Origin of the sequence: Pseudoalteromonas sp. MIP2626, from assembly GCF_013414205.1 — a bacterium.
GTDB lineage: Bacteria > Pseudomonadota > Gammaproteobacteria > Enterobacterales > Alteromonadaceae > Pseudoalteromonas > Pseudoalteromonas nigrifaciens.
In genome coordinates this window covers 52056-75602 of record NZ_JAATTW010000012.1, presented here as the reverse complement: position 1 = coordinate 75602, position 23547 = coordinate 52056, and the positions used below count along the sequence as shown (strand labels likewise).

Annotated in this window: 20 protein-coding genes and 2 pseudogenes; 11 read left to right on the top strand and 11 right to left on the bottom strand. The window is 39.7% G+C overall.

Going from position 1 to position 23547, the window contains the following annotated elements; all coding sequences use genetic code 11:
• Positions 1-72: 72 nt before the first annotated feature.
• The 9 genes and pseudogenes from HC000_RS07820 to HC000_RS07780 all read right to left on the bottom strand — a co-directional run.
• A pseudogene (locus tag HC000_RS07820) lies at positions 73-609 on the bottom strand (Rid family hydrolase); the annotation flags it as partial.
• 188 nt (positions 610-797) lie between these two features.
• Positions 798-1382, bottom strand: a complete 585-nt coding sequence (locus tag HC000_RS07815; protein WP_179807373.1) for a HupE/UreJ family protein — start codon at positions 1380-1382, stop codon at positions 798-800.
• A 59-nt stretch (positions 1383-1441) separates the two neighbouring features.
• Positions 1442-2080 (bottom strand): urease accessory protein UreG, encoded by a 639-nt coding sequence (gene ureG, locus HC000_RS07810; RefSeq protein WP_089368417.1) that lies wholly within the window; start codon positions 2078-2080, stop codon positions 1442-1444.
• A gap of 30 nt (positions 2081-2110) precedes the next feature.
• The gene (locus tag HC000_RS07805; RefSeq protein WP_179807372.1) at positions 2111-2818 is read right to left on the bottom strand and encodes an urease accessory protein UreF; all 708 of its coding nucleotides are present in this window, start codon (positions 2816-2818) and stop codon (positions 2111-2113) included.
• On the bottom strand, positions 2808-3290 hold the full coding sequence (gene ureE, locus HC000_RS07800) for an urease accessory protein UreE (RefSeq protein ID WP_179807371.1): 483 nt from the start codon (positions 3288-3290) through the stop codon (positions 2808-2810). The genes HC000_RS07805 and ureE overlap by 11 nt, the downstream gene beginning before the upstream one ends.
• Positions 3291-3310: 20 nt before the next feature.
• Positions 3311-5014, bottom strand: a complete 1704-nt coding sequence (gene ureC, locus HC000_RS07795) for an urease subunit alpha (protein WP_011328435.1) — start codon at positions 5012-5014, stop codon at positions 3311-3313.
• On the bottom strand, positions 5014-5346 hold the full coding sequence (locus HC000_RS07790; protein ID WP_011328434.1) for an urease subunit beta: 333 nt from the start codon (positions 5344-5346) through the stop codon (positions 5014-5016). Before HC000_RS07790 ends, ureC begins: the two co-directional genes overlap by 1 nt.
• A gap of 11 nt (positions 5347-5357) precedes the next feature.
• Positions 5358-5660, bottom strand: coding sequence for an urease subunit gamma (gene ureA, locus HC000_RS07785; protein ID WP_011328433.1), 303 nt, complete (start codon positions 5658-5660; stop codon positions 5358-5360).
• A 263-nt stretch (positions 5661-5923) separates the two neighbouring features.
• Positions 5924-6832, bottom strand: coding sequence for an urease accessory protein UreD (locus HC000_RS07780; RefSeq protein ID WP_179807370.1), 909 nt, complete (start codon positions 6830-6832; stop codon positions 5924-5926).
• Between the two features lie 1049 nt (positions 6833-7881).
• Here HC000_RS07780 and HC000_RS07775 point away from each other — a divergent pair.
• The 6 genes and pseudogenes from HC000_RS07775 to HC000_RS07750 all read left to right on the top strand — a co-directional run.
• Positions 7882-8049, top strand: coding sequence for a hypothetical protein (locus HC000_RS07775; protein WP_179807369.1), 168 nt, complete (start codon positions 7882-7884; stop codon positions 8047-8049).
• Between the two features lie 92 nt (positions 8050-8141).
• Entirely contained in the window at positions 8142-9029 is an 888-nt protein-coding gene (locus tag HC000_RS07770) for a LysR family transcriptional regulator (protein ID WP_089368414.1), read from the top strand.
• 100 nt (positions 9030-9129) lie between these two features.
• On the top strand, positions 9130-9825 hold the full coding sequence (locus HC000_RS07765) for a pirin family protein (protein ID WP_086995358.1): 696 nt from the start codon (positions 9130-9132) through the stop codon (positions 9823-9825).
• 1 nt (position 9826) lies between these two features.
• Positions 9827-10558, top strand: coding sequence for a sulfite exporter TauE/SafE family protein (locus HC000_RS07760; RefSeq protein ID WP_179807368.1), 732 nt, complete (start codon positions 9827-9829; stop codon positions 10556-10558).
• A gap of 58 nt (positions 10559-10616) precedes the next feature.
• A complete protein-coding gene (locus tag HC000_RS07755) occupies positions 10617-11240 on the top strand; it encodes a nitroreductase family protein (protein WP_217896478.1) in 624 nt (207 codons plus the stop codon).
• Between the two features lie 499 nt (positions 11241-11739).
• A pseudogene (locus HC000_RS07750) lies at positions 11740-12132 on the top strand (TonB-dependent receptor); the annotation flags it as partial.
• 65 nt (positions 12133-12197) lie between these two features.
• Here HC000_RS07750 and HC000_RS07745 read toward each other — a convergent pair.
• Positions 12198-12929, bottom strand: coding sequence for an FCD domain-containing protein (locus tag HC000_RS07745; protein WP_089368963.1), 732 nt, complete (start codon positions 12927-12929; stop codon positions 12198-12200).
• A 403-nt stretch (positions 12930-13332) separates the two neighbouring features.
• Between HC000_RS07745 and HC000_RS07740 the strand changes: the two genes are divergently transcribed.
• Positions 13333-13776, top strand: a complete 444-nt coding sequence (locus HC000_RS07740) for a hypothetical protein (RefSeq protein WP_179807367.1) — start codon at positions 13333-13335, stop codon at positions 13774-13776.
• A gap of 326 nt (positions 13777-14102) precedes the next feature.
• Here HC000_RS07740 and HC000_RS07735 read toward each other — a convergent pair whose 3' ends face one another.
• A complete protein-coding gene (locus HC000_RS07735) occupies positions 14103-15623 on the bottom strand; it encodes a catalase (protein ID WP_179807366.1) in 1521 nt (506 codons plus the stop codon).
• A gap of 418 nt (positions 15624-16041) precedes the next feature.
• Between HC000_RS07735 and HC000_RS07730 the strand changes: the two genes are divergently transcribed.
• From HC000_RS07730 to HC000_RS07715, 4 genes are all read left to right on the top strand, one after another.
• Positions 16042-17637 (top strand): hypothetical protein, encoded by a 1596-nt coding sequence (locus HC000_RS07730; RefSeq protein WP_179807365.1) that lies wholly within the window; start codon positions 16042-16044, stop codon positions 17635-17637.
• A 169-nt stretch (positions 17638-17806) separates the two neighbouring features.
• Positions 17807-18943 (top strand): CRISPR-associated ring nuclease Csm6, encoded by a 1137-nt coding sequence (gene csm6 / locus HC000_RS07725; protein WP_179807364.1) that lies wholly within the window; start codon positions 17807-17809, stop codon positions 18941-18943.
• A gap of 70 nt (positions 18944-19013) precedes the next feature.
• Positions 19014-22457: a DEAD/DEAH box helicase family protein gene (locus HC000_RS07720; protein WP_179807363.1), complete on the top strand. Its 3444-nt coding sequence runs from the start codon at positions 19014-19016 to the stop codon at positions 22455-22457.
• The gene (locus HC000_RS07715; protein ID WP_179807362.1) at positions 22458-23453 is read left to right on the top strand and encodes a virulence protein RhuM/Fic/DOC family protein; all 996 of its coding nucleotides are present in this window, start codon (positions 22458-22460) and stop codon (positions 23451-23453) included. It begins immediately after the preceding gene.
• Positions 23454-23547 lie beyond the last annotated feature (94 nt).

Sequence of the window (23547 nt, the reverse complement as noted above, 5' to 3'; positions counted from 1 at the left end):
ATGCGACCAAGTAATTATTATGCCTTGATCTGATCACTACTTGCTCTATAAGTTCAATTTATAATGATCTTGCCGTGGATCGACAGGTAACTGAGCAGAAATATTATTGTAATGAGAAAAAGCAACCGTATGCGTAGACACTGAGCATGTAGGTGCATTTTTGCTATTTTTTGCTACTTTAATTAAATCGCAAGGTGCTTGCGGTGTAGTACCTTCGCCATTAGAGATAAGCGCATCCATTTGTACTAATGCACCCTCTAGCGGTAAAGCTGCCACGGCAACTGTTGTGCGTGTTGGTAAGTAGTCTTGGAAGAAACTAGCGTATACGTCGTTTACAGCATCAATATCTGTGATGTTTTTTAAAAACACATTAATTTTAATCACATCGTCCATAACATGATCAATACTTTCAATAACCGCTTTAATATTTGTTAAACACTGTTTTGCCTGTGTTTTTATATCATCAGCTACAATGTTACCGCTTTTAGGAGCAATCGGTAATTGTGCTGAAATATTATTGTAATGCGAAAAAGCAACTGTTTGTGTAGCTACAGTGCAGCTTGGTGCATTATTGGTGTTTCTTGAAAGCTTTATGATTGTGCCGCTCATCTTGATATTTCTCCTAGCTGAGATAGTTATAATGAGATTTAAATTGACCACATTAAAAGTGGGTTTATTCTCGCAGACTATCTAGCTGCTGCTCGATAGTCATTGATTTGAAGGTAAGGGTAACCATAGCATCAACTATGTTAGCGACAGTAAAGCTACCCTAATGGGGATAATAAATTCAGTTGCTATTAGCCAACTGCCAATACGCCACCAATTACAGCAACAACACCGCCAAGTGCACGGGTAGCGCGGTTATCAGCTTTTAGCATAAGTGTGCCTAAACCACGACCAATAAAGGTGATAGCTAAAGTAGCAATAACAAAGCCTGCCATGTAGCTCAATATACTTGCGCCTTCAGCCATTTCTGCACCGTGGGCATAACCATGTGTAAGCATAAATAAAGCGACTAAGCTTGCGCCTAATACGGTTGGTAATTTAGCCATAGTGGCAATTAAAATACCGGCTAGTAATACGGTCATTGCAATACCGGTTTCAACGCCTGCAAAGCTTAAGCCACTCCAAGCAAGGGCCGCACCTAAAACCATGCCGCCAACTACAAATAATGGCGCGCCGCGTTTCATTGCTGTGCTTTGGCGAATACTCCAAAAGCCAATTGCTGCCATTGCTAATAAGTGGTCAATACCCATAAGTGGATGTAACAAGCCACTAAGAAAACCGTTATGGGTTTCAACGCCATGACCAGGGTGGGCTAAAGCTGCAGTAGCTGTTAGCATTAAGCCTAATCCCATCAGTAATTTGGTCATTATTTTCATACTATTCTCCGTTTATATTTTTTACTATTGAATTGTGTTTTGATTAAAAGTTGTGTTACTTAATTAATACTATTTGGTTTGCCAGGTCGGCGTTCAGGTAACATGCCTTGCTTTAAAATAAAGCTGATGATTTCTTCTAAGCCAACACCATCGTAAAGGTTAGCAAAAACGAAAGGGCGTTCACCGCGCATTTTTTTCGAGTCACGTTCCATTACCTCTAACGAAGCATGTACATATTCTGCGATATCAATTTTATTAATTATTAATAAGTCAGACTTAGTGATACCTGGGCCACCTTTACGTGGAATTTTGTCGCCAGCAGACACGTCAATCACATAAAGTGTTAAATCAGAAAGCTCTGGGCTGAAAGTAGCTGATAAGTTATCGCCGCCAGATTCAACCAGTACTATTTCTAAATTGGGGTGGCGTGCTTGTAAGTCGTCAATCGCAGCTAAGTTCATAGAAGCATCTTCACGAATTGCCGTATGTGGGCAACCACCTGTTTCTACTCCTAAAATACGGTCCGCTGGGAGTGCGTCGTGTTTAAGTAAAAAGTCAGCATCTTCGCGGGTATAAATATCGTTTGTAACCACGGCGATATCATAGTGATCTTTCAATGCTTTACATAATTGACGTAATAAAGCTGTTTTGCCAGAGCCAACTGGGCCGCCAACGCCGATTCGTAAACAATGTGTCATTGCTGTTTTCCTTGTGTATATAGAAGCGTATTAGCTTCGAAATAATCTTGAATATTGTGTTTCGTGCTGTGCACTACCAAGCGCTAAGCCAGGCATAATTGGCCCAAGTTGGTCGTCGGCTAATGCTAATGCAGTGTCGATTGCGATAACCATTTTAGGCCGTAATTGCTCAATTAAACGCTGCGCTGCAGTATGGCCAAGCGGCATTGCTTTACAGGCAACCGCCAGTTGGTTTTCTAACCAGCCCCAAACAAACCCGAGTAAGCTTTGGCGTACTGGAATTTGTCGCTGCTGCGCTAACCAGGCAAAAACGGTGACATAACCTGGGTCTTGCGGTAATGCTGCATGACCTTGCTCGGTTTGTGGTTGTAACTGTAAACTGTTGAGCAAACGCATCAGGGCTAAGCCTAAGCGAGTATCTTCATCGCTTAATTCGGCAGTTTCACGATTTGCATGTAGCCATTCGTTCCAGTAGCTTAAACCTTCGCTGTCGCTTTTAGCCCAGCAGTTTTGTAGCCGAGCAAGTACCGGTAATTCGCAGCGCGTTAAACCGTCGTCAAGCACACCTTCTAACCATTCGCCAAGTTGTTGCTCATTAGTAACCCAGCCAAGTTCAAACGCGCTTTCTAACCCCTGAGACCAAGCAAAAGCACCAATTGGCAGCGCAGGGCTGATCAATTGCATCAAGCCCAATAATGCCAGATCACTGCTTTGTGTTGGCTCAGTATTAGTGTGCATGAGTATGACCATGCGATTGCTCACGACCCGCGTGTGCATATGCACCAGATTCTGGATCAAACGGTGCTTGGTGGTGCGTTAATTGCGCGCCTAAAAGTACCGCTAACTCTTCTAATACATGATCTGGCGGAAAACGTATCCAATGGCGACCATCAGCATCAACGCCAATTGCAAGTGACACATGGCGGTTACCTAAGTGGTAACATAAACGTGCCAAAGGCAAGCCGTTTTCTATGTATGCAGTGGTAACCGGCTCATCGGCAGCGCTAATACTAAATACTTCGCCGCTGCTGGCACGCAGTAAATCGCCATTACGAAGCACTGGGCCACGGTCAAGAAATAAACCAACATCATGACCATTGTCAGTCACTGCTTTTAGGCGACCACGAATACGTAACTCGTATGGCAAGGTGAGGGTATCGAACACAGCATCTTGTGTGTTGCTATCTATTCTTTTTGTTAATTCAAACATCTAATTGTCCTAAAAATGGATTAAAACAAATGGTAGCGCTGGGCTAACGGTAATTCAGTTGCAGGTTCGCAGGTAAGTAATACACCGTCAGCGTGAACCTCATACGTTTGCGGATCTACCGTTAATACTGGGCAAGCATCGTTGAGCTTCATATCGCATTTACGCACTTGTCGCACATTTTTACAGGCCACAAGCTGGCTTTTCAAACCGAGCTTTTCTTCAAGCCCAGTATTCATAGCAGCTTGGCTTACAAAGGTCATACGTGTTGCACTTACTGCTTTACCTAATGCACCAAACATACGGCGGTAATGTACTGGTTGTGGTGTAGAAATAGCTGCGTTTGGATCGCCCATTGCCGCACCTGCAATCATGCCGCCTTTTAATATAATTGATGGTTTAACCCCAAAAAATGGCGGTTTCCACAGTACTAAATCTGCAAATTTACCTACTTCGATTGAGCCTACTTCATGGCTTATACCGTGAGTGATGGCTGGGTTAATAGTGTATTTGGCAATGTAACGTTTTGCGCGAAAGTTATCGGCGCCCAGTGCTTCATCTTCTGGTAATAAACCACGTTGCACGCGCATTTTATGAGCGGTTTGCCACGTACGACACACTACTTCGCCAATGCGACCCATGGCTTGCGAGTCAGAGGACATCATCGAAATAACGCCCATATCATGAAGAATATCTTCGGCCGCAATTGTTTCACGGCGAATACGTGAGTCGGCAAAGGCTACATCTTCAGGAATGTTAGGGTCGAGGTGATGACAACCCATCAACATATCAAGGTGCTCATCCACGGTATTAATAGTGTATGGGCGAGTCGGGTTAGTTGACGACGGCAACACATTAGGCATAGCACAAGCAACAATAATATCAGGGGCGTGGCCACCACCGGCACCTTCGGTATGATAGGTGTGGATACAACGATCTTTAAATGCCTCTAAAGTATCTTGCACGAAACCAGATTCATTGAGGCTATCAGCATGAATGGCAACTTGAATGTCGTAGCGATCGGCAACATCTAAAGCATTGCTAATAGAAGCGGGTGCTGCGCCCCAATCTTCATGAATTTTTAAACTCATAGCGCCGGCTTTAATTTGTTGCTCAAGTGCTTCGGGAGTACTTGCGCTGCCTTTACCTAGAAAACCAATATTAATCGGTAAATCGTCCACGGCTTGCATCATTTTGCCTAAATGCCATGGCCCCGGTGTATGTGTTGTAGCTACTGAGCCTGTTGCTGGGCCAGTGCCGCCGCCAATCATGGTGGTTAGGCCACTCATGAGCGCTTCGTCAACTTGTTGTGGGCAAATATAGTGCACGTGGGTATCAACGCCACCGGCGGTCAAAATTTGACCTTCACCGGCAATGATTTCGGTACCTGGGCCAATAATAATGTCTATATCGGGCTGTGTATCAGGGTTGCCAGATTTGCCAATAGCAGCAATGCGGCCATTTTTTAAACCCACGTCGGCTTTAATAATGCCCCACCAGTCGATAATCACTGCGTTAGTGATAACCGTGTCCATAACGGCGTCATCACAGCGTTGGCTTTGACCCATGCCATCACGAATAACTTTACCGCCACCAAATTTTACTTCTTCACCATAATGGGTATGGTCGTGTTCTATTTCGACCCATAATTCGGTATCACCTAAACGAATTCTATCACCCGTGGTTGGGCCATACATGTCAGCATAGGCTTGACGAGATATTTTCATTACACGCTCTCCTGTTTAGGTTTATTGTCTAAAGGTCCCATTACTTCACCACGAAAACCGTAAAGACGACGTAAACCTGAATAGGGGATCAAAGATACTTCACGGGTTTGTCCTGGTTCAAAGCGAATTGCTAAACCAGCAGCAATAGCTAAGCGATAACCATAGGCTTGCTCGCGATCAAAACTCAGTGCTGGGTTACTTTCGGCAAAGTGGTAATGAGAGCCAACCTGTACAGGTCGATCCCCTTTATTAGCAACATTAATGGTGATGCTTTTACGGCCAACACACAGTTCAATATCGCCACTTTTTAGTTGATATTCACCTGGAATCATAACGAACTTCCTTAAACTATAGGGTTATGCACAGTGACCAGTTTGGTACCGTCAGGAAACGTTGCTTCTACTTGTACGTCTTGAATCATCTCAGCAATGCCTTCCATTACATCGTCGCGGGTCAACATTTCACGACCCAATGCCATCATTTCTGCCACTGTGCGCCCTTCGCGCGCACCTTCCATAATAGCGCAGGTGATTAGAGCAATTGCTTCTGGGTAATTTAGTTTTAGCCCTTTGGCTTTGCGTCGCTCTGCAAGTAAACCTGCAGTGAATAACATTAATTTATCTTTATCTCTGGGTGTTAATTCCATCGCTAACTCCATAGTCCTCGATGTTGTTATATTAATTACCTATGACTAATTGGCACAGGTAGTGTGTTCGCCTAAGCAAAAGCTAAGACGATATGTTTAAAATATCGGTACAGTTTTCTTCAGCCAAGAGGCTAATCATAAGCAATAACTAGGCTCTGCTTATAATTAACACCTTGGTAAATAATAGTGTTTAATTAATCACCTAAAGAGCATAGGCGATAGAATTATTGTTGTTATTTTTAGCCATGACAAACAGTTAAAAATTAGGTTAACCAAATCCGTGGTATGGTGGCTTGATGTCCGCTTAATAGCGGGCGAAGTATGTTGCGTACCTGTTCAAATAATTTCCATACTTGGTTACGTTCGTGCCCTAAATAGCGCACTAATAAAACGTCACGGCGGTAGGTAGCGGCCCAATTATTACTGGGCGGTAGTTGTTCACGCAGTGCAGCAATAGCTGCTGCTGGATCGTTTAAGCCAACAGTCCAAAATGTGCCATGTACGGTAGCACCACCTTGGCCCCATTTACCGTTAAATCTAGGGTGAGTGGGGTCTAAATTTTGACGCTCTAACCACAATGGCTTACCGTCTTGGGTTAACTTAAAACGCTGCTCAATACAGCCAGTAGCAAAGGGCAAATCACTGGCAGGGCGACCAAGGCCTAGTATTTCCCAGCCTAGGCACTTAGCTGTTTTAGCCAGTTCAATGTTAAATACTTGCAGCCCACGAGAGCCATCAAAGGCGAGGGTTTCTTGCGGCAACCACTCTAAAATGGCGTTGTCATCCACTTTTAAATTAGTAGTTTGGCTCCATGCAACCCCGTTGCTGTCGGCTTTATAAAGCTTATTGGCAGCAGGTGTGGTAATTAAACTATGCGCACCTTTAGTGAGCGAAATATCGATATTGAGCGCATCGCCACTCACAACCCCACCGGGCGGATGCAGTAAATACACGTGACAGCAACCATCTTTGCCTTCAGGGTAAAAAGGTCTTTGCACACGTAATGGACCATAATGACGAGCAATATTCATGCGCGTAACACGTGTATCGCCGCTGTTTTGAGCACAGAAGCCGAGCGTTAAAGAAGCCGCCCAGTGGCGATTGGCATCAAAGCTATGCCCAGATTTAGCGTCTGCCCGATGTGTTACGGGCATGGAGGAAAGTGTCATCATTCCAACATATACCTTTTATATAGGCCCAGCAGTGCACCTTTCGCTAAATTTATGGCTTTTCTGACGCGCAGGGGTATAGCCTTAAGATAGCAAAATCTTTAAGAACGTCCACATGTGTGGATTCGGTCAAATTGACGGAGTCAGCTTGTTAGCCTTCGCCGGATGTCAGTATGCGGGCAATTAATTGCCTGAAATTGCAAAACTGATGAAGATAAACTTCGAATACATATCAGGGTGTGTATCTACTTCCCGCAAATAGAGTCTGTTAAAGCTCAAATCATAGGGCGTGTAGAGTTGTGAGGAAATAACTATGTTCTAGCTAGATGTTAGCTGAGGAAAATAAATTGTCCAGAAAAAAATTAAAAAAATTACATTTTTTCAATGTGTTTAACTATTTGTTGTTATTTATTAATTAGATACGAGCTTTTACTGTTGGTACAAAATATGTACCAAAGGTTAAAGTTGATTAAAATAACGCCTGTTTAAGCATTAGTATAATGCTGTACTAGCGGTTTCTAAGCTTTGGATTAGTATAAATATTAAGCCTTTGAGGGTAAAAAACACAAGCTCAGAAATAGCAATTAATGCAAATATACTTTTGCGCTAGCGTACTATTTTAGTGTTAAAATTATATTTTAGCTTAAAATACAGGCAGCTTAATAAGTTAAATTCCCTGTATGCTATGAATTATCTTTGCGATAAAACGGGCTAAATTATTTGCTGTTTTGTGCTGCAGCACTATTTACAAGTTATAGGTATAAACATTTATATAGGTATATACGTTTTAACCTAAAAATAAGACCCTAATTTAAAAGTAAGAATAAAAAACGATTATGTAAATTACCTGCATCTTTTGTGTAATTGCAATGACGTGCCACATTCTCAAAGAGAGAATGGTGCGGGCTAAAGTAACGCTATTCATTAATTAAATAAGAACAAAGGATGTTGGCTTTCATTAAACTACAATATGAATTATAGATAATCGACTGTATATAAAATCAAAATAACATACGTTTATTTTTATAAAGCAACTTAAGAGGATGTTTATTATGGCTAAAGTGCTTAAAGCGAAAGAGCATGATATTGGTGGGTTAAATGTAAAACGCATTTTACCTCATCAAGAAAAACGCATGGTAGGTCCATTTGTTTTCTTTGACCAAATGGGGCCAAATAATTTCCCTGAGATCCGAATAAAACTCACACCTATTTATGCATAATAACTAGGTGTGGGTTGCTCAAACTTAACTTGTCTGAAGATAATCTGCAGAATTAACAACAAAAATAAAATATAAAGCAATAAGAGGTAATCATGCTTAGAGTCACACTAGAGCAATGGCGAATGTTTCGCTCTGTGGTGCAATTTGGTGGCTTTAATCAAGCCTCACAAGGAATTCATAAAAGCCAGTCAAGTATTCATAATGCGGTGGGTAAAATAGAAAGCTCGCTCGATGTTAAGTTATTTGAAATTGAAGGGCGAAAAACTGTTTTGACTCAAGCAGGTGAGCTAATGCTTAAGCGCGCCAACTTTTTGCTTGATGAAGCCGCTAAGCTGGAAATAGTGGGTCATACTCTTGGTCAAGGCACAGAAGGGAGCCTAAAAATTGCAGTTGATGAAATGTTTCCACAAGCAAGGCTGTATAAAGTGCTTGATACTGTTTCTGCCCAATACCCAATGCTGCAAATTGAGTTGGTGGAGTCGGTACTGAGTGGGGCAAGCGAACTGATTGAGAATGCTGATGTAGATATTGCTATTTCACCGGTTGCATTAACAGAAGGTTTTAGTGAGCAACTTTGCCAAATAGACTTTATTGCAGTTGCTAATCCAGATCACACATTACATTCTTTGGGGAGAGATTTAACCGCAGAGGATTTAAAAAGTCATCGTCAAATTGTAGTGCGCGACTCAGGTATGCATCGTAAAAGTGATGCAGGCTGGTTAGGTGCTAACCAGCGCTGGACGGTGAGTCATTTACGTACTTCTATTGATATGATCTGCAGTGGTTTAGGTTTTGCTTGGCTACCTTTAACTTCTATTAAAAATGAACTAGCACAGGGCAAACTCAAAACACTCCCTTTGCAACATAACAGCAAGCGCTCTATGCAGTTGCATTTAATCTTTAAAGATGGCGACAGCTTAGGTCCAGCAGCCAGAGCTTTTTTAGCTGAACTAAGATATCAATGTGAAGAACTACAATAAACATTCTTTTAAATCGAATGATTGATACTAAAACAGCTAATTTTAATCGTATAAACACAGTAGTAAACTGGCTTCATTGAAATAGATGAAGGAATTTATAATGAAATATATAAGAAAGTCACAAGAGCGCGGTTCGGTCGATCTTGGTTGGTTGCAAAGCAAACATAGTTTTTCTTTTGGCAGTTACTACGATCCAAAACATATGGGTGTTTCAGCACTGCGCGTAATAAACGACGACATGGTTATGCCAGGTAAAGGTTTTGGGACGCACGGGCACCGCGATATGGAAATTATTTCGTATGTTATGCAAGGCGCATTAAAGCATGAAGACAGTGAAGGCAATAAGCACACTGTACCGGCAGGCGACGTACAACGTATGAGTGCGGGCAGTGGCGTAATGCATTCAGAATATAATGCATCTAACACTGACCAAGTTAAGTTTTTACAAATTTGGATACAGCCCAATAAAATGGGAATTAAACCAAGTTATGAGCAAAAAAGTATTGCGCAAAATGGTCCACTAACGCCATTACTTACACCAGAGGGCGGCGAAAATGCATTGTCAATTAATCAAGATGCAAGCTTGTCACGCTTAGTTTTAAACGTGCAACAAACGTTTATGCTGGCCTCGGGTAAGCAAATTGGTTACCTGCACATTGTAAAAGGTAGCGTAATGGTTGATGGTAAAGAATTTGCTGCAGGTGATGCCTTTGCGGTTGACCCCGCGACAGAGTTAAACCTTGAAGCAACAGCTGAACTTGAAGCTTTATGGTTTGAATTACCGGCGGATTTCTAGTATGGGTATTACAACACTTGTTTTAATAGCAGCTGTTGTTGTGTTAATAGGTGTTTCAAAATCAGCATTTGCAGGGGCATTAGGCGTGTTTGCCGTGCCGCTGCTAATGCTAAAATTGCCAGCAGCGCAAGCCATTGCACTGATGCTGCCACTATTAATTATTGGCGACATGTTAAGCGTAAGAAGTTACTGGCGAAAATGGGACAATCAACTACTTCTGCCCCTAATTCCTGGGGCAATAGTAGGTGTGCTCATTGCTTATTTAATTATAGACGTTATTAATGCAAAGCACTTACGCTTGATAATCGCCTTAATATGTATTGTTTTTTCAATTAAAAATATTTTCTTTAAAAAAAGCTCGCTTAAAATTCTCAATAATAAAATTGGCGCGGGGATAATGTCCATGTTCTCCGGTATTACCAGCAGTTTAGTGCATGCGGGTGGGCCACCCATTATTATTTATTTCACAGCGATAGGGCTTACTCCGGGTAAGTTTGTTGCTACCGCGGCGATATTTTTCGCAATGATGAATGTAATAAAACTTATTGCAGCTTTATCGTTCGGCTTGTTAACGGGTGAGACAATTTTAACTGCACTGGCCTTTTTCCCACTGGCATTTGTAGGTAATTGGTTAGGGGTAAAAATTAATGAAGTACTGGATAAAGTGTTATTTTTAAAGATAATGAATTATTTATTGTTAGTGCTCGGTTTTTGGTTACTTTTAGGTAAGTAACTGTAAATAGATTAGTTTTTTAATTACTTAAATATTTGAACAACCACAGGAGATACTCATGTCTGAATTGAAAATGTCAAACTTAAAAGATCTACAACAATTAGCACAGAAGCGTCGCTCTATCTATGCTCTAAGCGATCAGTTGCCAGTTTCTAACGAAGAAGTAGTTAAGCTTGTTGAGCACGCGGTTTTGCATACGCCATCAGCTTTTAACTCACAATCGGCACGTATCGTCGTTTTGTTTGGTGATGAGCATCACAAACTGTGGGACATTACTGAAGAAACGCTTAGAGTTATCGTTGGTGACGACGAAAAATTTCAAGGTACTAAAAATAAAATTGCAGGCTTTAGAGCCGGTGCAGGTACGGTATTGTTCTTCGAGGACAAAGCCGTAGTAAGAAACATGCAAGAAGCTGCACCTTTGTATGCTGACAAATTTCCAATTTGGGCACAACAAAGCAGCGCTATGCATCAGTATGCGATTTGGACAGCATTGGCTAGCTTAGACATTGGTGCCAACCTGCAACATTATAATCCAGTTATCGATCAAAAAGTTGCAGATGAGTGGAACATAGCTGCAGACTGGGAATTGAATGCACAAATGGTATTTGGCGCTATCGATCAGCCAGCAGGCGACAAGGAGTTTAAACCGGTTGAAGAACGTATGAAAGTATTTGGTTAATACACTTACTTTAACATAATTTAACCAATGAAACCGTTTTGATATATTTCTAGCGGTTTCATTTTTTATAAGTAACCAATTAATCTAACATTGATTTAAACAACAGCCAAAGCGTTTAACTTTAACATTTGTAATGTTAAAGTATGACTTACTTTCTTAGTGAATAAATCAGAATACCCGCCATAGCACCTAATACCTAGCAATAGCATTCAGTATAAAATGATAAGCACTACTTCGCTTTGTAACCTCTACTTAGCTTATATTTTTAAATTAGCAATTTATAGCTTCAATAATCAAACGCTTGGCAATATAGCTTTATCCTATAAAAACAATACCGTGGCTTTCATAGTTGCTTAGGTATAGTTAGTTTAAGTCATTGTTTTCATTTCTTATTAAATTAAATTTAGGTTTATTATATCTGTAAGAAAGCGCATCTAACCTGCATAGCTTTTCTGAGAGCTTTGTTAAATTTAATTAATATTAGTTCCTTAAATTATTAGGCGACACGTATGAAACTGATGTAGATGGAAATTCAACTCAACTGCAAGCAGGTATTATTCCACCAGCTTCAGTACCTGGCTTCTCTAAGCATGTATTTAGTAGCCAGTTGTACTACCAAATTGGTGGATTCGATACCGCGGTTATTTACAAATACCGTAGCGAATACTTCCAACCTTACACATCTAATGGTACTCGCTTACGTTATGTTGACGGGGTAGGAGTGTGGGAAATGCGCGCATCTTATAAAATTGATGAGCACATTAGAATTAAAGCAGAGGCAATTAACTTATTTAGTGCACCTAAATCACAAGACTACTTTGTTGAGGGTAACCTAGGTGAAGTGAATGACTACGGGCCACGCTTATTCTTAGGTATGAGCTTTAAGTTCTAATTTAAAGCAATTAACACACAAAAGGCTCTAATTTAGAGCCTTTTTTATTTGGTGAACAAACTAACTTAGTGGGTTAAATGGGTAATAGAATACAATCCACGCGTTTCATCTGTTTTACGTTTTATCTCTTCAAGCGCTTTAGCTTCACTGGCTGCAAATAATGCATTAATTAATCGGTTAAAGTGGTTATGCATTGCTTTTCTTGCTGCTGATGAGTCATGCGATGCAATTGCTTCGTATATAGCAGTGTGTTCTTGTATTCGCTGCTCGTTACTTTGCGAACAAACATCTTCATGAGCCGAAATAATTTCAGGTTCGGTTAATCTCAACTTCCAAAGATTATTAATTGTTAAAACAATAGCGTTATTACGGGTTGATTGCGCAATAATTTCATGAAAACGTTGATCGGCTGAATTCGCGGTTTCAGCAATGCGCATGTCATCAAGTGTTTGTTTTAACAACGCCAACTCTTCACTTTGTATCGTTGCAGCAGACAGTGCTGCAGCCTCGGCTTCAACCAAAGCACGGGCTTGAGTTAGCTCAAATGCACTAATTGGTTTAGCGAAGCTTTCTGACTTTTTAGTGTCAGTAACAAAAACACCAGATCCCGTTTTTACTTCAACGCGCTCTCTAACTTCAAGTGCAATAATTGCCTCGCGTATAGTCGGGCGGCTTACTTGGTGAATTTCGGCTAACTCACGCTCTGCTGGTAACCGTGTACCTACAGGATAAATGCCTTGAGCTATCGCGGCTTCTAATTTTTCAACAATTGTCCAAAAACGTCTGCGCCTTTTCATTTTCATATCCTCTGATTTAAATTGTTGTAAATTCATAATGTTGCCACAATAGAAAATTAATAAGGCTACTTTACGCCTACTTTGTAATCGTAAGTTAATTGGTAATTTTATAATACTAATTGGTAAGATAACCCCCTTCAAGAGGCTTGTCAAATTGGCTTCACTTTTCATGTAAGGTATTGATATACATTTCTCTATTGATAAATACCTAGCGTATTATTGCAAACAAAAACGCATTTATTAATCAATCTTATTTACAAATAAATCTAAGGCATAATACTGTGGTTTGAGGTAGTCTATTCAACATTTTAAAAGTGCATTTATAAGCAATTAAAAATTTGGCGATTAAATACATGGCGTATTTAAATACATAAGTTAAATATATCAATAAAAGGAGTTTAGTATGAAAAGTTATAAAGCGTTCCCGCTTGAAGTTAAAAATGACATAACAGAGTCAATTAAAAGTCAGTTTGGTGATACTTTTTCAAATGATTTAATTTTAACCTTTATTCGGGTAATGGAAGATTCAACATTTGTTGAAGTTGATTTTACAGATTTATTAGCATTTTTAGCCGAGTGTAAACTTGGTTTTAAAACCTTTTCTAATCAAGATACGTTAACTGAATTTGTTAAATCAAATCAGTGCGCACCAAAGGCTTTATTTGGGCATAAAAAGTTGCTTGAAAATTCCGATACTAATTTTATGGATGACTTTTCTGATAGTGTAAATAAGCTTAAGCAGCTTGTAGCAAATGATGGCTTTTTATATGTGTCGGCTGGCTTTAATCAAGACTTAAGTGAGCATAAAAACGGTTTTGAATTTTTTATGATTAGCTCTCATGAATAGAGAAGGTTAATTATGTAGTGGAACTGGTATAAGGGAGAATATACAAGTGCATTACTTAAATGGGTTATATAAATTAAACCACAGACTAAGGTTAACTACATTTATTACTGCTGTAATTAGCTGGCTTTTTGTTAGAAAAGCCAGCTAGCAATAACTGCGTTTTAGCAATAACTGCGTTTTAGCATAAAACTCACAAATAGACCGGGTTACACTATTAAGCCAATAAAATCATTTGCCCTTTAAGGGCAGCAAATATTACAAAGCATCCTTGCTTATCAAAACTGTGTTTCTAGCTGTAATATCAAAATTTAGATATAACTAATAGTTTATAAGCAGCCAGGTAAATGTTTTGCAGGGTCTGTTTCACGTGCTTTTATTGCATCAGCAACAGTCATCCCAAGGGCTTTAGCAACACCTTCACCATAGGCAGGATCGCACCGATTACAGTTACGAATATGACGATATTTAATAAAGTCATAGGTATCACCTATTTGTGCCGCCGTATTACTAAATAGCGCTTGTTTTTGCTCATCATTCATTAAGTTAAAAAGAGCGCGTGGCTGACTAAAGTAGTCGCTATCGTCTTCACGGAAGTCGTAATGTTTAGCATCGCCATTAATTTTAAGTGGCGGTTCAACATATTGTGACTGCTCTTGCCACTGGCCAAAGCTATTCGGTTCGTAGTGTGGCCTTGCGCCATAGTTACCATCAACACGGCCTTGTCCATCGCGCGCATTGCTATTAACAGGGCAGCGAGGTTGATTTACCGGCACTTGATTATGATTCACACCTACACGGTAGCGCTGTGCATCGGCGTAGTTAATTAAACGGGCTTGTAGCATTTTATCGGGTGATACGCCAATTCCAGGTACTAAATTACTCGGTGCAAAAGCAGCTTGCTCTACGTCAGCAAAGTAGTTATCAGCGTTTTTATTTAACTCATACTCACCTACTTCAATCAGTGGGTAATCAGCTTTAGGCCATACTTTAGTTAAATCAAAAGGGTGATACGGCACGTTATCAGCTTCGGCTTCAGGCATAATTTGCACATACATTTTCCATTTAGGGAAGTCGCCGCGCTCAATCGATTCAAATAAATCTTTTTGATTACTTTCACGATCCATAGCAACTATTTCAGCAGCTTCTGCATCGGTTAAGTTTTTAATACCTTGTTGTGTACGAAAATGAAATTTCACCCAAAAGCGCTCCCCGGCTTCATTCCACAAACTATAGGTGTGTGAGCCAAAACCATGCATATGTCTATACGAGGCAGGTATACCACGATCACTCATTACAACCGTTACTTGATGGAGCGCTTCAGGTAATAAAGTCCAAAAGTCCCAATTGTTAGTTGCAGAGCGCATATTAGTACGAGGATCGCGCTTTACCGCTTTATTCAAATCTGGGAATTTAAGAGGATCACGTAAAAAGAATACAGGGGTATTATTACCAACCATATCCCAATTGCCTTCTTCGGTATAAAACTTTAATGCAAACCCACGAATATCACGCTCAGCATCAGCAGCGCCACGTTCACCTGCTACCGTACTAAATCGAGCAAACATTTCGGTTTTTTTACCAACTTCGCTGAATATTTTTGCACAAGAATACTTACTAATGTCGTTAGTAACAGTAAATGTGCCAAACGCGCCAGAGCCCTTTGCATGCATACGGCGCTCTGGAATAACTTCGCGTACAAAATTTGCCAGCTTTTCATTTAGCCAAACGTCTTGAGCAAGTAATGGCCCACGCTTACCAGCGGTCATACTATTTTGGTTATCAACAACAGGCGCACCGCTGTTAGTGGTGAGAGGGGTATGGTCAAAAGGACATCTTTTATCACTCATACAATTGCTCCTTTAATGATTATTTAGAATGAAAACAAAATACACTGATCACTCAATACTATACTAATAGCCCAAATAGTATAGTACGAGAATTAGCCGAGATAGATCCCTGTAAAAAATGGTATTTAAAGTTTTATAAAAAGGCTTTTTGATCAGCAGTGGTTGAGCACAATAAATTTAAAAATAACAATGTGGGGACGAAAAGCACGTTAAATAAACTTTAAAAGTAAAGATCATTTTATTTCTAAGGCATGTTTTGAGTCTTCTAAAGCAGTACGGCAAACATAAATAAGTATGCTATGAATGATATTTCCTTGTATTAAACAAAATAGTTGAAACTACTTTGCAAGCTTGCGATCCTCTTTAATAAATTTTTTAATTTAATATTAAAGGCCTTAAAGTACACAAGGCTTAAATAATGTTAACAATGCAACAAACAACTCATTCAGTTTCGATCACCAATTTTGAATTTATTAAATCAACTTTTCCGGAACTATATCGTTTAGCAAACGAAATGGAATATTATTATTCAACCGACCATAGTTGCGCTTTACTCAAAGCTCGCTTGTTTGCTGAGGTTTGGTGCCATCAAACAGCACAGTTTTTTAATTTAAAGTTAGCTAAAAATTCAGATCTTAGTCAAAAAATAAATCAGTTAAAGCTTTTATCTACGGTTCCAACTTATATTATTGATGAGTTAAGCCTAATAAGAACAAGCACTAATCATGGGGTTCATGCATCTCAGGAGTGGGAAGGGAGTTGGCGTTCAGTTGTTAGTTGTAGTCGTACACAAGTAAAGCAAACACTAAAGGCTACTTTTGAACTAGCTCAGTTTTCTTACTTTAATTTAGCAAATGAGCTAGGAGAGCAGGCTATATGGCAAGAGCCTGTTTTAGAAAATACCGTTTCTAATGTAAACCTTGCTTTAAATGGATGCCCCCAAGCAAATTTAGCAATTGCCGAGCAAGCGTATTCGCAATTGCTTTCAATAAAAAATCAAGTATCTACTTTGAGTAATAAAACAAATAAAAAAGCGTATAACACACTAAATAAAAAAGATTTAGAGTATTGGTTATCTCGGGCGCATTCATTAAATGCTTCAGGTACGTGGCAATTATATGCACAAGCATACGAGCAAAAATTTTTAGAAGAGTCTAAAACTATAAATGCAGAGTATTGTTATAAACAGGCTATGAAAGAATGCACTACGGGTGAATCATACTTTTTATATGCTAATTATTTAAGTGTAATAGGTCAGCCTAAAAGAGCGTGGATTCTTTGTGAGGAGTCTGCAAAGCATGGTTATCATCAAGCTATTGTTGCTTTGCAGAAAAAACACTATAGATCAGATGATAGTATTTATAATCATTGGGTTAAGCAGGGGGTTGAGTATAAAGAAATTAACTCATTTACTATCGATGCTGCAAATAAACTCGAATTATGGCTAACAGATAAAGAAAACGATTTGGCAAAAAAACGAGCTCGTACGGCGTTAATTACAGCGCAAGCAACGCAAGCACCAGGGTATCAATATTTAAAAGCATTTTGTGATTACTTTGGTTACTGGGGTAAAACACCAAAATTAAATGTAGTTAGCGAGCTTATTAATACTTATAAAAATTTGCCGGGTACAGTGTATTACCAAACTCGGTTATTTAGCATATTAAAAGAACACACTGCGCACAGAGTAACCGCTATAGAGATTGGTTGTGTCGCAATAAAGTTAGAAAAAAATATAAAACTAAAAGCACAAATTCAGTTTGAAATAGCAATGCTGATGAAAGAAGAGCTAGCAAGTTGTGGCAAAGTAAAATGCAGCTTTGGGCTAAAAGCGTTAATAAAAGAGTCGGCCCAATTAGGATATGAAAAAGCTAAACAATTTTTAAAGCTTCCTGTAGGCAAGGCACTAATGCGAGATAATTCCTTTATTAGCCAAACAACAACATTTAAACAAGTTAATCGTCAAAAGCAAAAAATAGCTAAAAAACAGGCTAAAAAAGCAAACAAAAAATAGTTATACCAAAATAGTGTTAACTTTAAATAGGTAACAACTTATTTAAAGTTAACAAAATGATGTTAAAAAATACAATATAAATTAATTAACTCAATAACATAAGCACTTCTAGTTTCACTTAAGCAGCCTTTGGGATAAGATATAACAATCTCATACGAAAGGATTCTTGATGAAAAATATTCTACTAATAGTTACTGGTGCAAGCCCACAAGTATTAACCGAAACTCTTTTTGCGCTTTATCAGCAGGGTAAGCCTATTCCCGAAGAGATTTTTGTTATTACTACAAAAAGCACAAAGCCAATGCTTACTAATGGATTATTTGAGCAAGGTCATTTAGCTAAATTAATAGCAGATTATAAACTTCCTGATATTAAACTCCCCGATGAAAATATTTGGCTAATAGAAGACGATAAAGGCCAACCTATTAATGATGCTAAATCTGAAATAGAACAAACTTACATGGCCGACTTTATTACCCGTAAAGTGTTTGAACTTACCAATAAAAACGATATTAGTATTCATGCATCTATTGCTGGTGGACGTAAAACAATGGCGTTTTATTTAGGCTATGCCATGTCATTATTAGGCCGTGAGCAAGATTCGCTCAGTCATGTATTTGTGAATAACGAATTTGAATTTGTCAGAGACTTTTACTACCCAACACCTTATGACCATATTATTGATGGTAAAAACGGCACGCAGGTCAATTGTATTAATGCAAAGGTAACCCTTGCCGAAATACCCTTTGTACGAATGCGCCAATCTATAGACGAAACTCTAATTGCTTCAATGCAAAGTGCATCGTTTAGCCAAACAGTAGCAAGCTTAAACTCAGCTCATAAAAAAGATTTAACCCTTGAAGTAAACGCAAAAGCAAAAACGCTCACCTTTGCAGGTATCGAAATTAAACTTACCGCAAAAGAAACCGCCTTTTATTTATGGTTAAACCAATACAGCCAAAGTGAACATAAAAAGCTAGTTGTGGGTCGTGATTTTGAAGAGTCTTTGCGTTACAGCAAAGAATATCTCATGCTTTTACAGCAAAATAGTAGTGATTTACGTATATTCCGCGATACGTTTGGCATAGAGCCCGAAGATTTCAGAGATGGTTTATACAATGATTTGAAAGTAATGGAAAAAACCTTTGTGCAACAAACGCGCAGCCGCATAAACAATAAAATAAATAAGGTGTTACCAAACGAGCTTGCTAAAAAAGTAGCGATTGACTCTAATAACCAAAGCTTTGAAACAAGCTATTGGTTAAGTGCAGCAACAAGTAACATAAAAATAAATATAACAGCTTAATATTCTCAAGCTTGCAAACGCATAAAAATAATAACGCATGGTAAATTAGTTGATAAGGAAGTAATCAGGAATGAAGCAGTCAATGAACTTTGAACATATTCAATCTAAGTGGCCAGAGCTACACCAGTTAGCCGCTTTTGCAGAAGACTATGCGATTACCGATCCGCAAAGCTCATTGGTTAAGCTGCGTTGCTTTGCCGAAAAAGTAGTAGGCTACTTATACAAAGAGCTTAGCTTACCTGTTTTACCAACGTCTAACATTTTCGATAAACTCACCGCCGACGACTTTACCAGTGCCGTGCCGCGTTTAATAACCGATAAGCTCCATGCCATACGTAAAAGCGGCAACCAAGCCGCGCATGAAGGCAAAGTAGATCAACAACAAGCTATTTGGATATTAAAAGAAAGCTACTTTGTAGCCTCTTATTTGTTTATGGCTTATGCCAATGGCACGCAACAAGAATGCCCAGAGTTTAAAGCGCCTGAGCAAACACAACCTAGCAATCAAAGCGATGCCCAGTTTGCTAAAAAGAACAAGCAACTCACTCAACAATTAGCCGAAAATCAAGCCCGTTTAAAACGCGCGCTTGACGAACTAGAAGCCGCAGAGCTTGCACAAAAACAAGCCCAGCAGCAAACAGCAAAACTAAAACAAACTATTGATGCAGAAAAGCTTAACCAGGTTAAAACCCGCAATGAGCAAATTGTTAACTCAAGTTTTAACTTTAACGAAGATGAAACCCGTAAACGCATTATCGACTTAGACCTGCGTAATGCAGGTTGGAATGTAGCACTTGACGACAAATCAACAGAAGACGTTGGCAAAGAAGTAAAAGTAACAGATCAACCTACAACAACAGGTATAGGCTATGTTGATTACGTATTATGGGATGACGACGGAAAGCCACTTGCTGTAATAGAAGCCAAACGCACCCGCGAAAATATCGAAAAAGGCCGCCAGCAAGCAACGCTTTATGCCAACGCGCTCGAAAAGCAATTTGGGCAACGGCCCGTTATTTTTTACTCGAACGGTTGGGATATAAAAATTCTAGACGACGCGCAAGGTTATAACAGCCGTGGTTTATACGGTTACTACTCAAAAGATTCCCTGCAGTACTTAATAAAGCAACGCACGCTTAAAAAAGAGCTAAACACCACGCCAATAGACACCGCAGTAGCAGGGCGTTTGTATCAAATGGAAACCATAACTCGTGTGTGTGAGCGTTTTAGTGATAAACACCGCAAAGCGCTTATTGTGCAAGCAACCGGCACAGGTAAAACACGCGTATCTATTGCCCTTGCAAAACGGCTGCTCGATGCAGGTTGGGCTAAGCGCGTATTATTTTTATGTGACCGAAAAGAGCTACGTAAACAAGCAGGTAATGCCTTTACCGAGCATACCAAAGAGCCAGTACACATTGTAGGCAAAAGCGCTAAAAACACCGCAGCGAGTGCGCGTGTATTTATAGCAACCTACCCAGGCATGCTGCGTATAATGAACAAGTACGACGTAGGTCACTTTGACCTAATAGTGGCTGATGAATCGCACCGTTCAATTTACAATATTTATGGCGATATTTTTAAATACTTTGACGCGCTAGAAGTGGGCTTAACCGCCACGCCGGTAGAAATGGTATCGCGCTCAACCTGTGATTTATTTAGCTGTGATTACAAAATGCCAACAGCCAATTACCCGCTTGAAGACGCCATAGAACAAGGCAACTTAGTCCCCTACAAAATTGTAAGTTACACCACACAGTTTTTGCGCGAAGGCATTAAAAAAGACAACCTAACCGATGAGCAAATAGCCCAATTAGAAGAGCAAGGCATTGATCCGAACGAGCTCGACTTTGATGCAAAACAAATAGACGAAGCCATTAAAAATAAAGACACCAACAGGCTAATACTACGTAACCTAATGGAAAAAGGCCTGCGCGATAAAGACGGCCAACTGCCAGGTAAAACAATAGTATTTGCCCGTAACATAGCCCACGCCGAATTAATGGCGCAGCTGTTTAGCGAGCTTTACCCGCAGCATGGTGCTAATTTTTGCCGCGTTATTCACTCAAAGTACGAACGCGCTGAAGAGCTAATAGACGACTTTAAATCAAGCGACGAAAACAGCGTACGCATAGCCGTATCGGTCGATATGCTCGACACCGGCATAGACGTACCAGAATGTGTAAACCTTGTATTTGCCAAACCCATAAAATCAAAAGTAAAATTTTGGCAAATGATTGGCCGTGGCACACGCTTATGCGAAAACCTATATGGCCCAGGTAAGCACAAAACTCACTTTTTAATATTCGACCACTGGGCAAATTTTGAATACTTTGATGAAAACCCAGAAGAAGAAGACGTAAAACAAGCTAAATCGTTACTGCAAAAGCTATTTGAAGCGCGGGTAACCCTTGCACAAACCGCCCTCAAAAAAGCCAATATGGATGTGTTTGATCAAACAATAAAATTAATTCACGACGATATTTGCTTACTGCCAATGGAATCAATATCGGTGCGCGACAACTGGCAAGTGGTCGAAACCTTTAAAGACCTAAAACGCCTTAATCAGTTTATCCCTGATGATGTACAAACGTTGCTAGAAGAAGTAGCGCCGCTTATGCAATGGCGTAACATTATGGGGCAAAGTGAAGCGTATAAATTTGATTCTGAGCTAACCACCATTCAAACGCTGTTAATTACCGATGAAAGCCAAATTGATTTAGCTAAACAAAATGTAATGAACAAAGTTGAATCGCTACAAATGCACTTAAACGAAGTACGTAGCAAAGCACCTGCAATAGCAGAAATACAAACCGAGCAATATTGGCAGTATTTAACCCATGCAGCGCTTGAGCAAAGCCGCATTAATTTACGCAGTATTATACACCTGCGTAATAAAGACATAACACCGCCAAAAAGTGACTTTGTGCTTGATATAAAAGAAGACGCAAACCAAATACACGAAGCTGATAGGCTTGCAAAAATAGTCTCTATTGATTATCAAATATACCGACAAGAGGTTGAAAAAACACTCACCCCGTTATTTGAAACAGACAGCGTTCTGCAAAAAATTCGCAATGGCGAACAAGTAACCGAAGCCGACTTAGCGCAATTAAGCTCGTTAGTGCATACGCAAAACCCAAGTGTTGATTTAAATACATTAAAAGAGTTTTTTCCCGAATCAACCGCTAGCTTAGACAAAATATTGCGTACCATAGTCGGTATGGACAAAAACGCCATAGAGCAGAGCTTTACAACCTTTGTGCAGCAAATACACACCCATGTTAATGCCAAGCAACAGCGCTTTATTGGTATGTTAAAAAACCACCTAATTCGCCACGGCTCTATTGAAATAGCCCAGCTTTACGACGCACCTTTTACACAAATACACGACATGGGGCTCGATGGCGTATTTAGCCAGCAACAAGCCGACGTAATAGAGCAATTTATTAAGCAGTTTGATGTACAATTGGGTGATAAAAACCAATCTGTTGAAAAAGAGGTGAGATTGTAAATGGCTAATCAAGGTGTTGTTATATACCAAACTCCGGATGGTTCGTTATCTTTTGATATTCAATTTAAAGATGAATCGCTTTGGATGTCTCAAGCGCAAATGGCTGATTTATTTGGAACGAAGCGACCCGCTATTACAAAGCACTTGTCTAATATTTTTAAGACTGGTGAACTGGAGCAAGAAGTGGTTAGTTCCATTTTGGAACAAACCACTGAACACGGTGCAATAGCTGGGAAAACACAAAAATCAAAAACTAAATTTTACAATCTTGATGCTATTATTTCCGTGGGCTACCGCGTTAACTCAACCCAAGCAACGCGCTTTCGCCAATGGGCGACTAAAACATTAAAGCAGCATTTATTAAAAGGCTACACTTTAAACCAAGAGCGATTAGCACAAAATGCAACAGAGCTAGATAACGCATTACAACTCGTTAAACGTATTGCTGTTTTGCCACAAAACAGTGAGTTTGGTGCAGGGCTTGTAGATATAATTGCCAGTTACACGCAAACCTTCTTATGGCTACAACAGTATGATGAAGGACTGCTTAATTCACCAAAAGGGGAGTTAGGCGGCGCAGTGACACCACTTAATGATGCAAAAATCGCGATTGATCAGCTTAAGCAAAACCTTATAAACAAAGGCGAAGCCACCAAGTTATTTGCACAAGAGCGTAACAACGGCCTAAATGCAATTTGGGGCGCGTTAGATCAAAGTGTATTTGGCGAGCCTGCCTACCCAAGCATAGAAAGTAAAGCGGCTCATTTATTATATTTTGTTGTAAAAAACCACCCATTTAGTGATGGCAATAAACGCACCGCAGCATTTTTATTTGTCGATTTTCTAAATCGTAATCAACGCCTGTTAAATGAAAATTACCAACCAGTAATAAACGACACAGGCTTAGCGGCTATTACTTTATTAGTGGCTGAGTCAAACCCTAAAGAAAAAGACACCATTATTCGCTTAATCGAAAATTTATTAAGCCAAAATTAAATAGCACAAAACGTAGGTCGGATAAGGCAAAGCGCCATCCGACGATGTTGGATAAGGCAAAGCGCCATCCGACTATGTTGGATAAGGCAAAGCG

Coding starts and splice junctions, on each gene's coding strand:
- HC000_RS07815 (WP_179807373.1), bottom strand. CDS start 1,382: ATGAAAATAATGACCAAATTACTGATGGGATTAGGCTTAATGCTAACA.
- ureG (WP_089368417.1), bottom strand. CDS start 2,080: ATGACACATTGTTTACGAATCGGCGTTGGCGGCCCAGTTGGCTCTGGC.
- HC000_RS07805 (WP_179807372.1), bottom strand. CDS start 2,818: ATGCACACTAATACTGAGCCAACACAAAGCAGTGATCTGGCATTATTG.
- ureE (WP_179807371.1), bottom strand. CDS start 3,290: ATGTTTGAATTAACAAAAAGAATAGATAGCAACACACAAGATGCTGTG.
- ureC (WP_011328435.1), bottom strand. CDS start 5,014: ATGAAAATATCTCGTCAAGCCTATGCTGACATGTATGGCCCAACCACG.
- HC000_RS07790 (WP_011328434.1), bottom strand. CDS start 5,346: ATGATTCCAGGTGAATATCAACTAAAAAGTGGCGATATTGAACTGTGT.
- ureA (WP_011328433.1), bottom strand. CDS start 5,660: ATGGAATTAACACCCAGAGATAAAGATAAATTAATGTTATTCACTGCA.
- HC000_RS07780 (WP_179807370.1), bottom strand. CDS start 6,832: ATGATGACACTTTCCTCCATGCCCGTAACACATCGGGCAGACGCTAAA.
- HC000_RS07775 (WP_179807369.1), top strand. CDS start 7,882: ATGGCTAAAGTGCTTAAAGCGAAAGAGCATGATATTGGTGGGTTAAAT.
- HC000_RS07770 (WP_089368414.1), top strand. CDS start 8,142: ATGCTTAGAGTCACACTAGAGCAATGGCGAATGTTTCGCTCTGTGGTG.
- HC000_RS07765 (WP_086995358.1), top strand. CDS start 9,130: ATGAAATATATAAGAAAGTCACAAGAGCGCGGTTCGGTCGATCTTGGT.
- HC000_RS07760 (WP_179807368.1), top strand. CDS start 9,827: ATGGGTATTACAACACTTGTTTTAATAGCAGCTGTTGTTGTGTTAATA.
- HC000_RS07755 (WP_217896478.1), top strand. CDS start 10,617: ATGTCTGAATTGAAAATGTCAAACTTAAAAGATCTACAACAATTAGCA.
- HC000_RS07745 (WP_089368963.1), bottom strand. CDS start 12,929: ATGAAAAGGCGCAGACGTTTTTGGACAATTGTTGAAAAATTAGAAGCC.
- HC000_RS07740 (WP_179807367.1), top strand. CDS start 13,333: ATGAAAAGTTATAAAGCGTTCCCGCTTGAAGTTAAAAATGACATAACA.
- HC000_RS07735 (WP_179807366.1), bottom strand. CDS start 15,623: ATGAGTGATAAAAGATGTCCTTTTGACCATACCCCTCTCACCACTAAC.
- HC000_RS07730 (WP_179807365.1), top strand. CDS start 16,042: ATGTTAACAATGCAACAAACAACTCATTCAGTTTCGATCACCAATTTT.
- csm6 (WP_179807364.1), top strand. CDS start 17,807: ATGAAAAATATTCTACTAATAGTTACTGGTGCAAGCCCACAAGTATTA.
- HC000_RS07720 (WP_179807363.1), top strand. CDS start 19,014: ATGAAGCAGTCAATGAACTTTGAACATATTCAATCTAAGTGGCCAGAG.
- HC000_RS07715 (WP_179807362.1), top strand. CDS start 22,458: ATGGCTAATCAAGGTGTTGTTATATACCAAACTCCGGATGGTTCGTTA.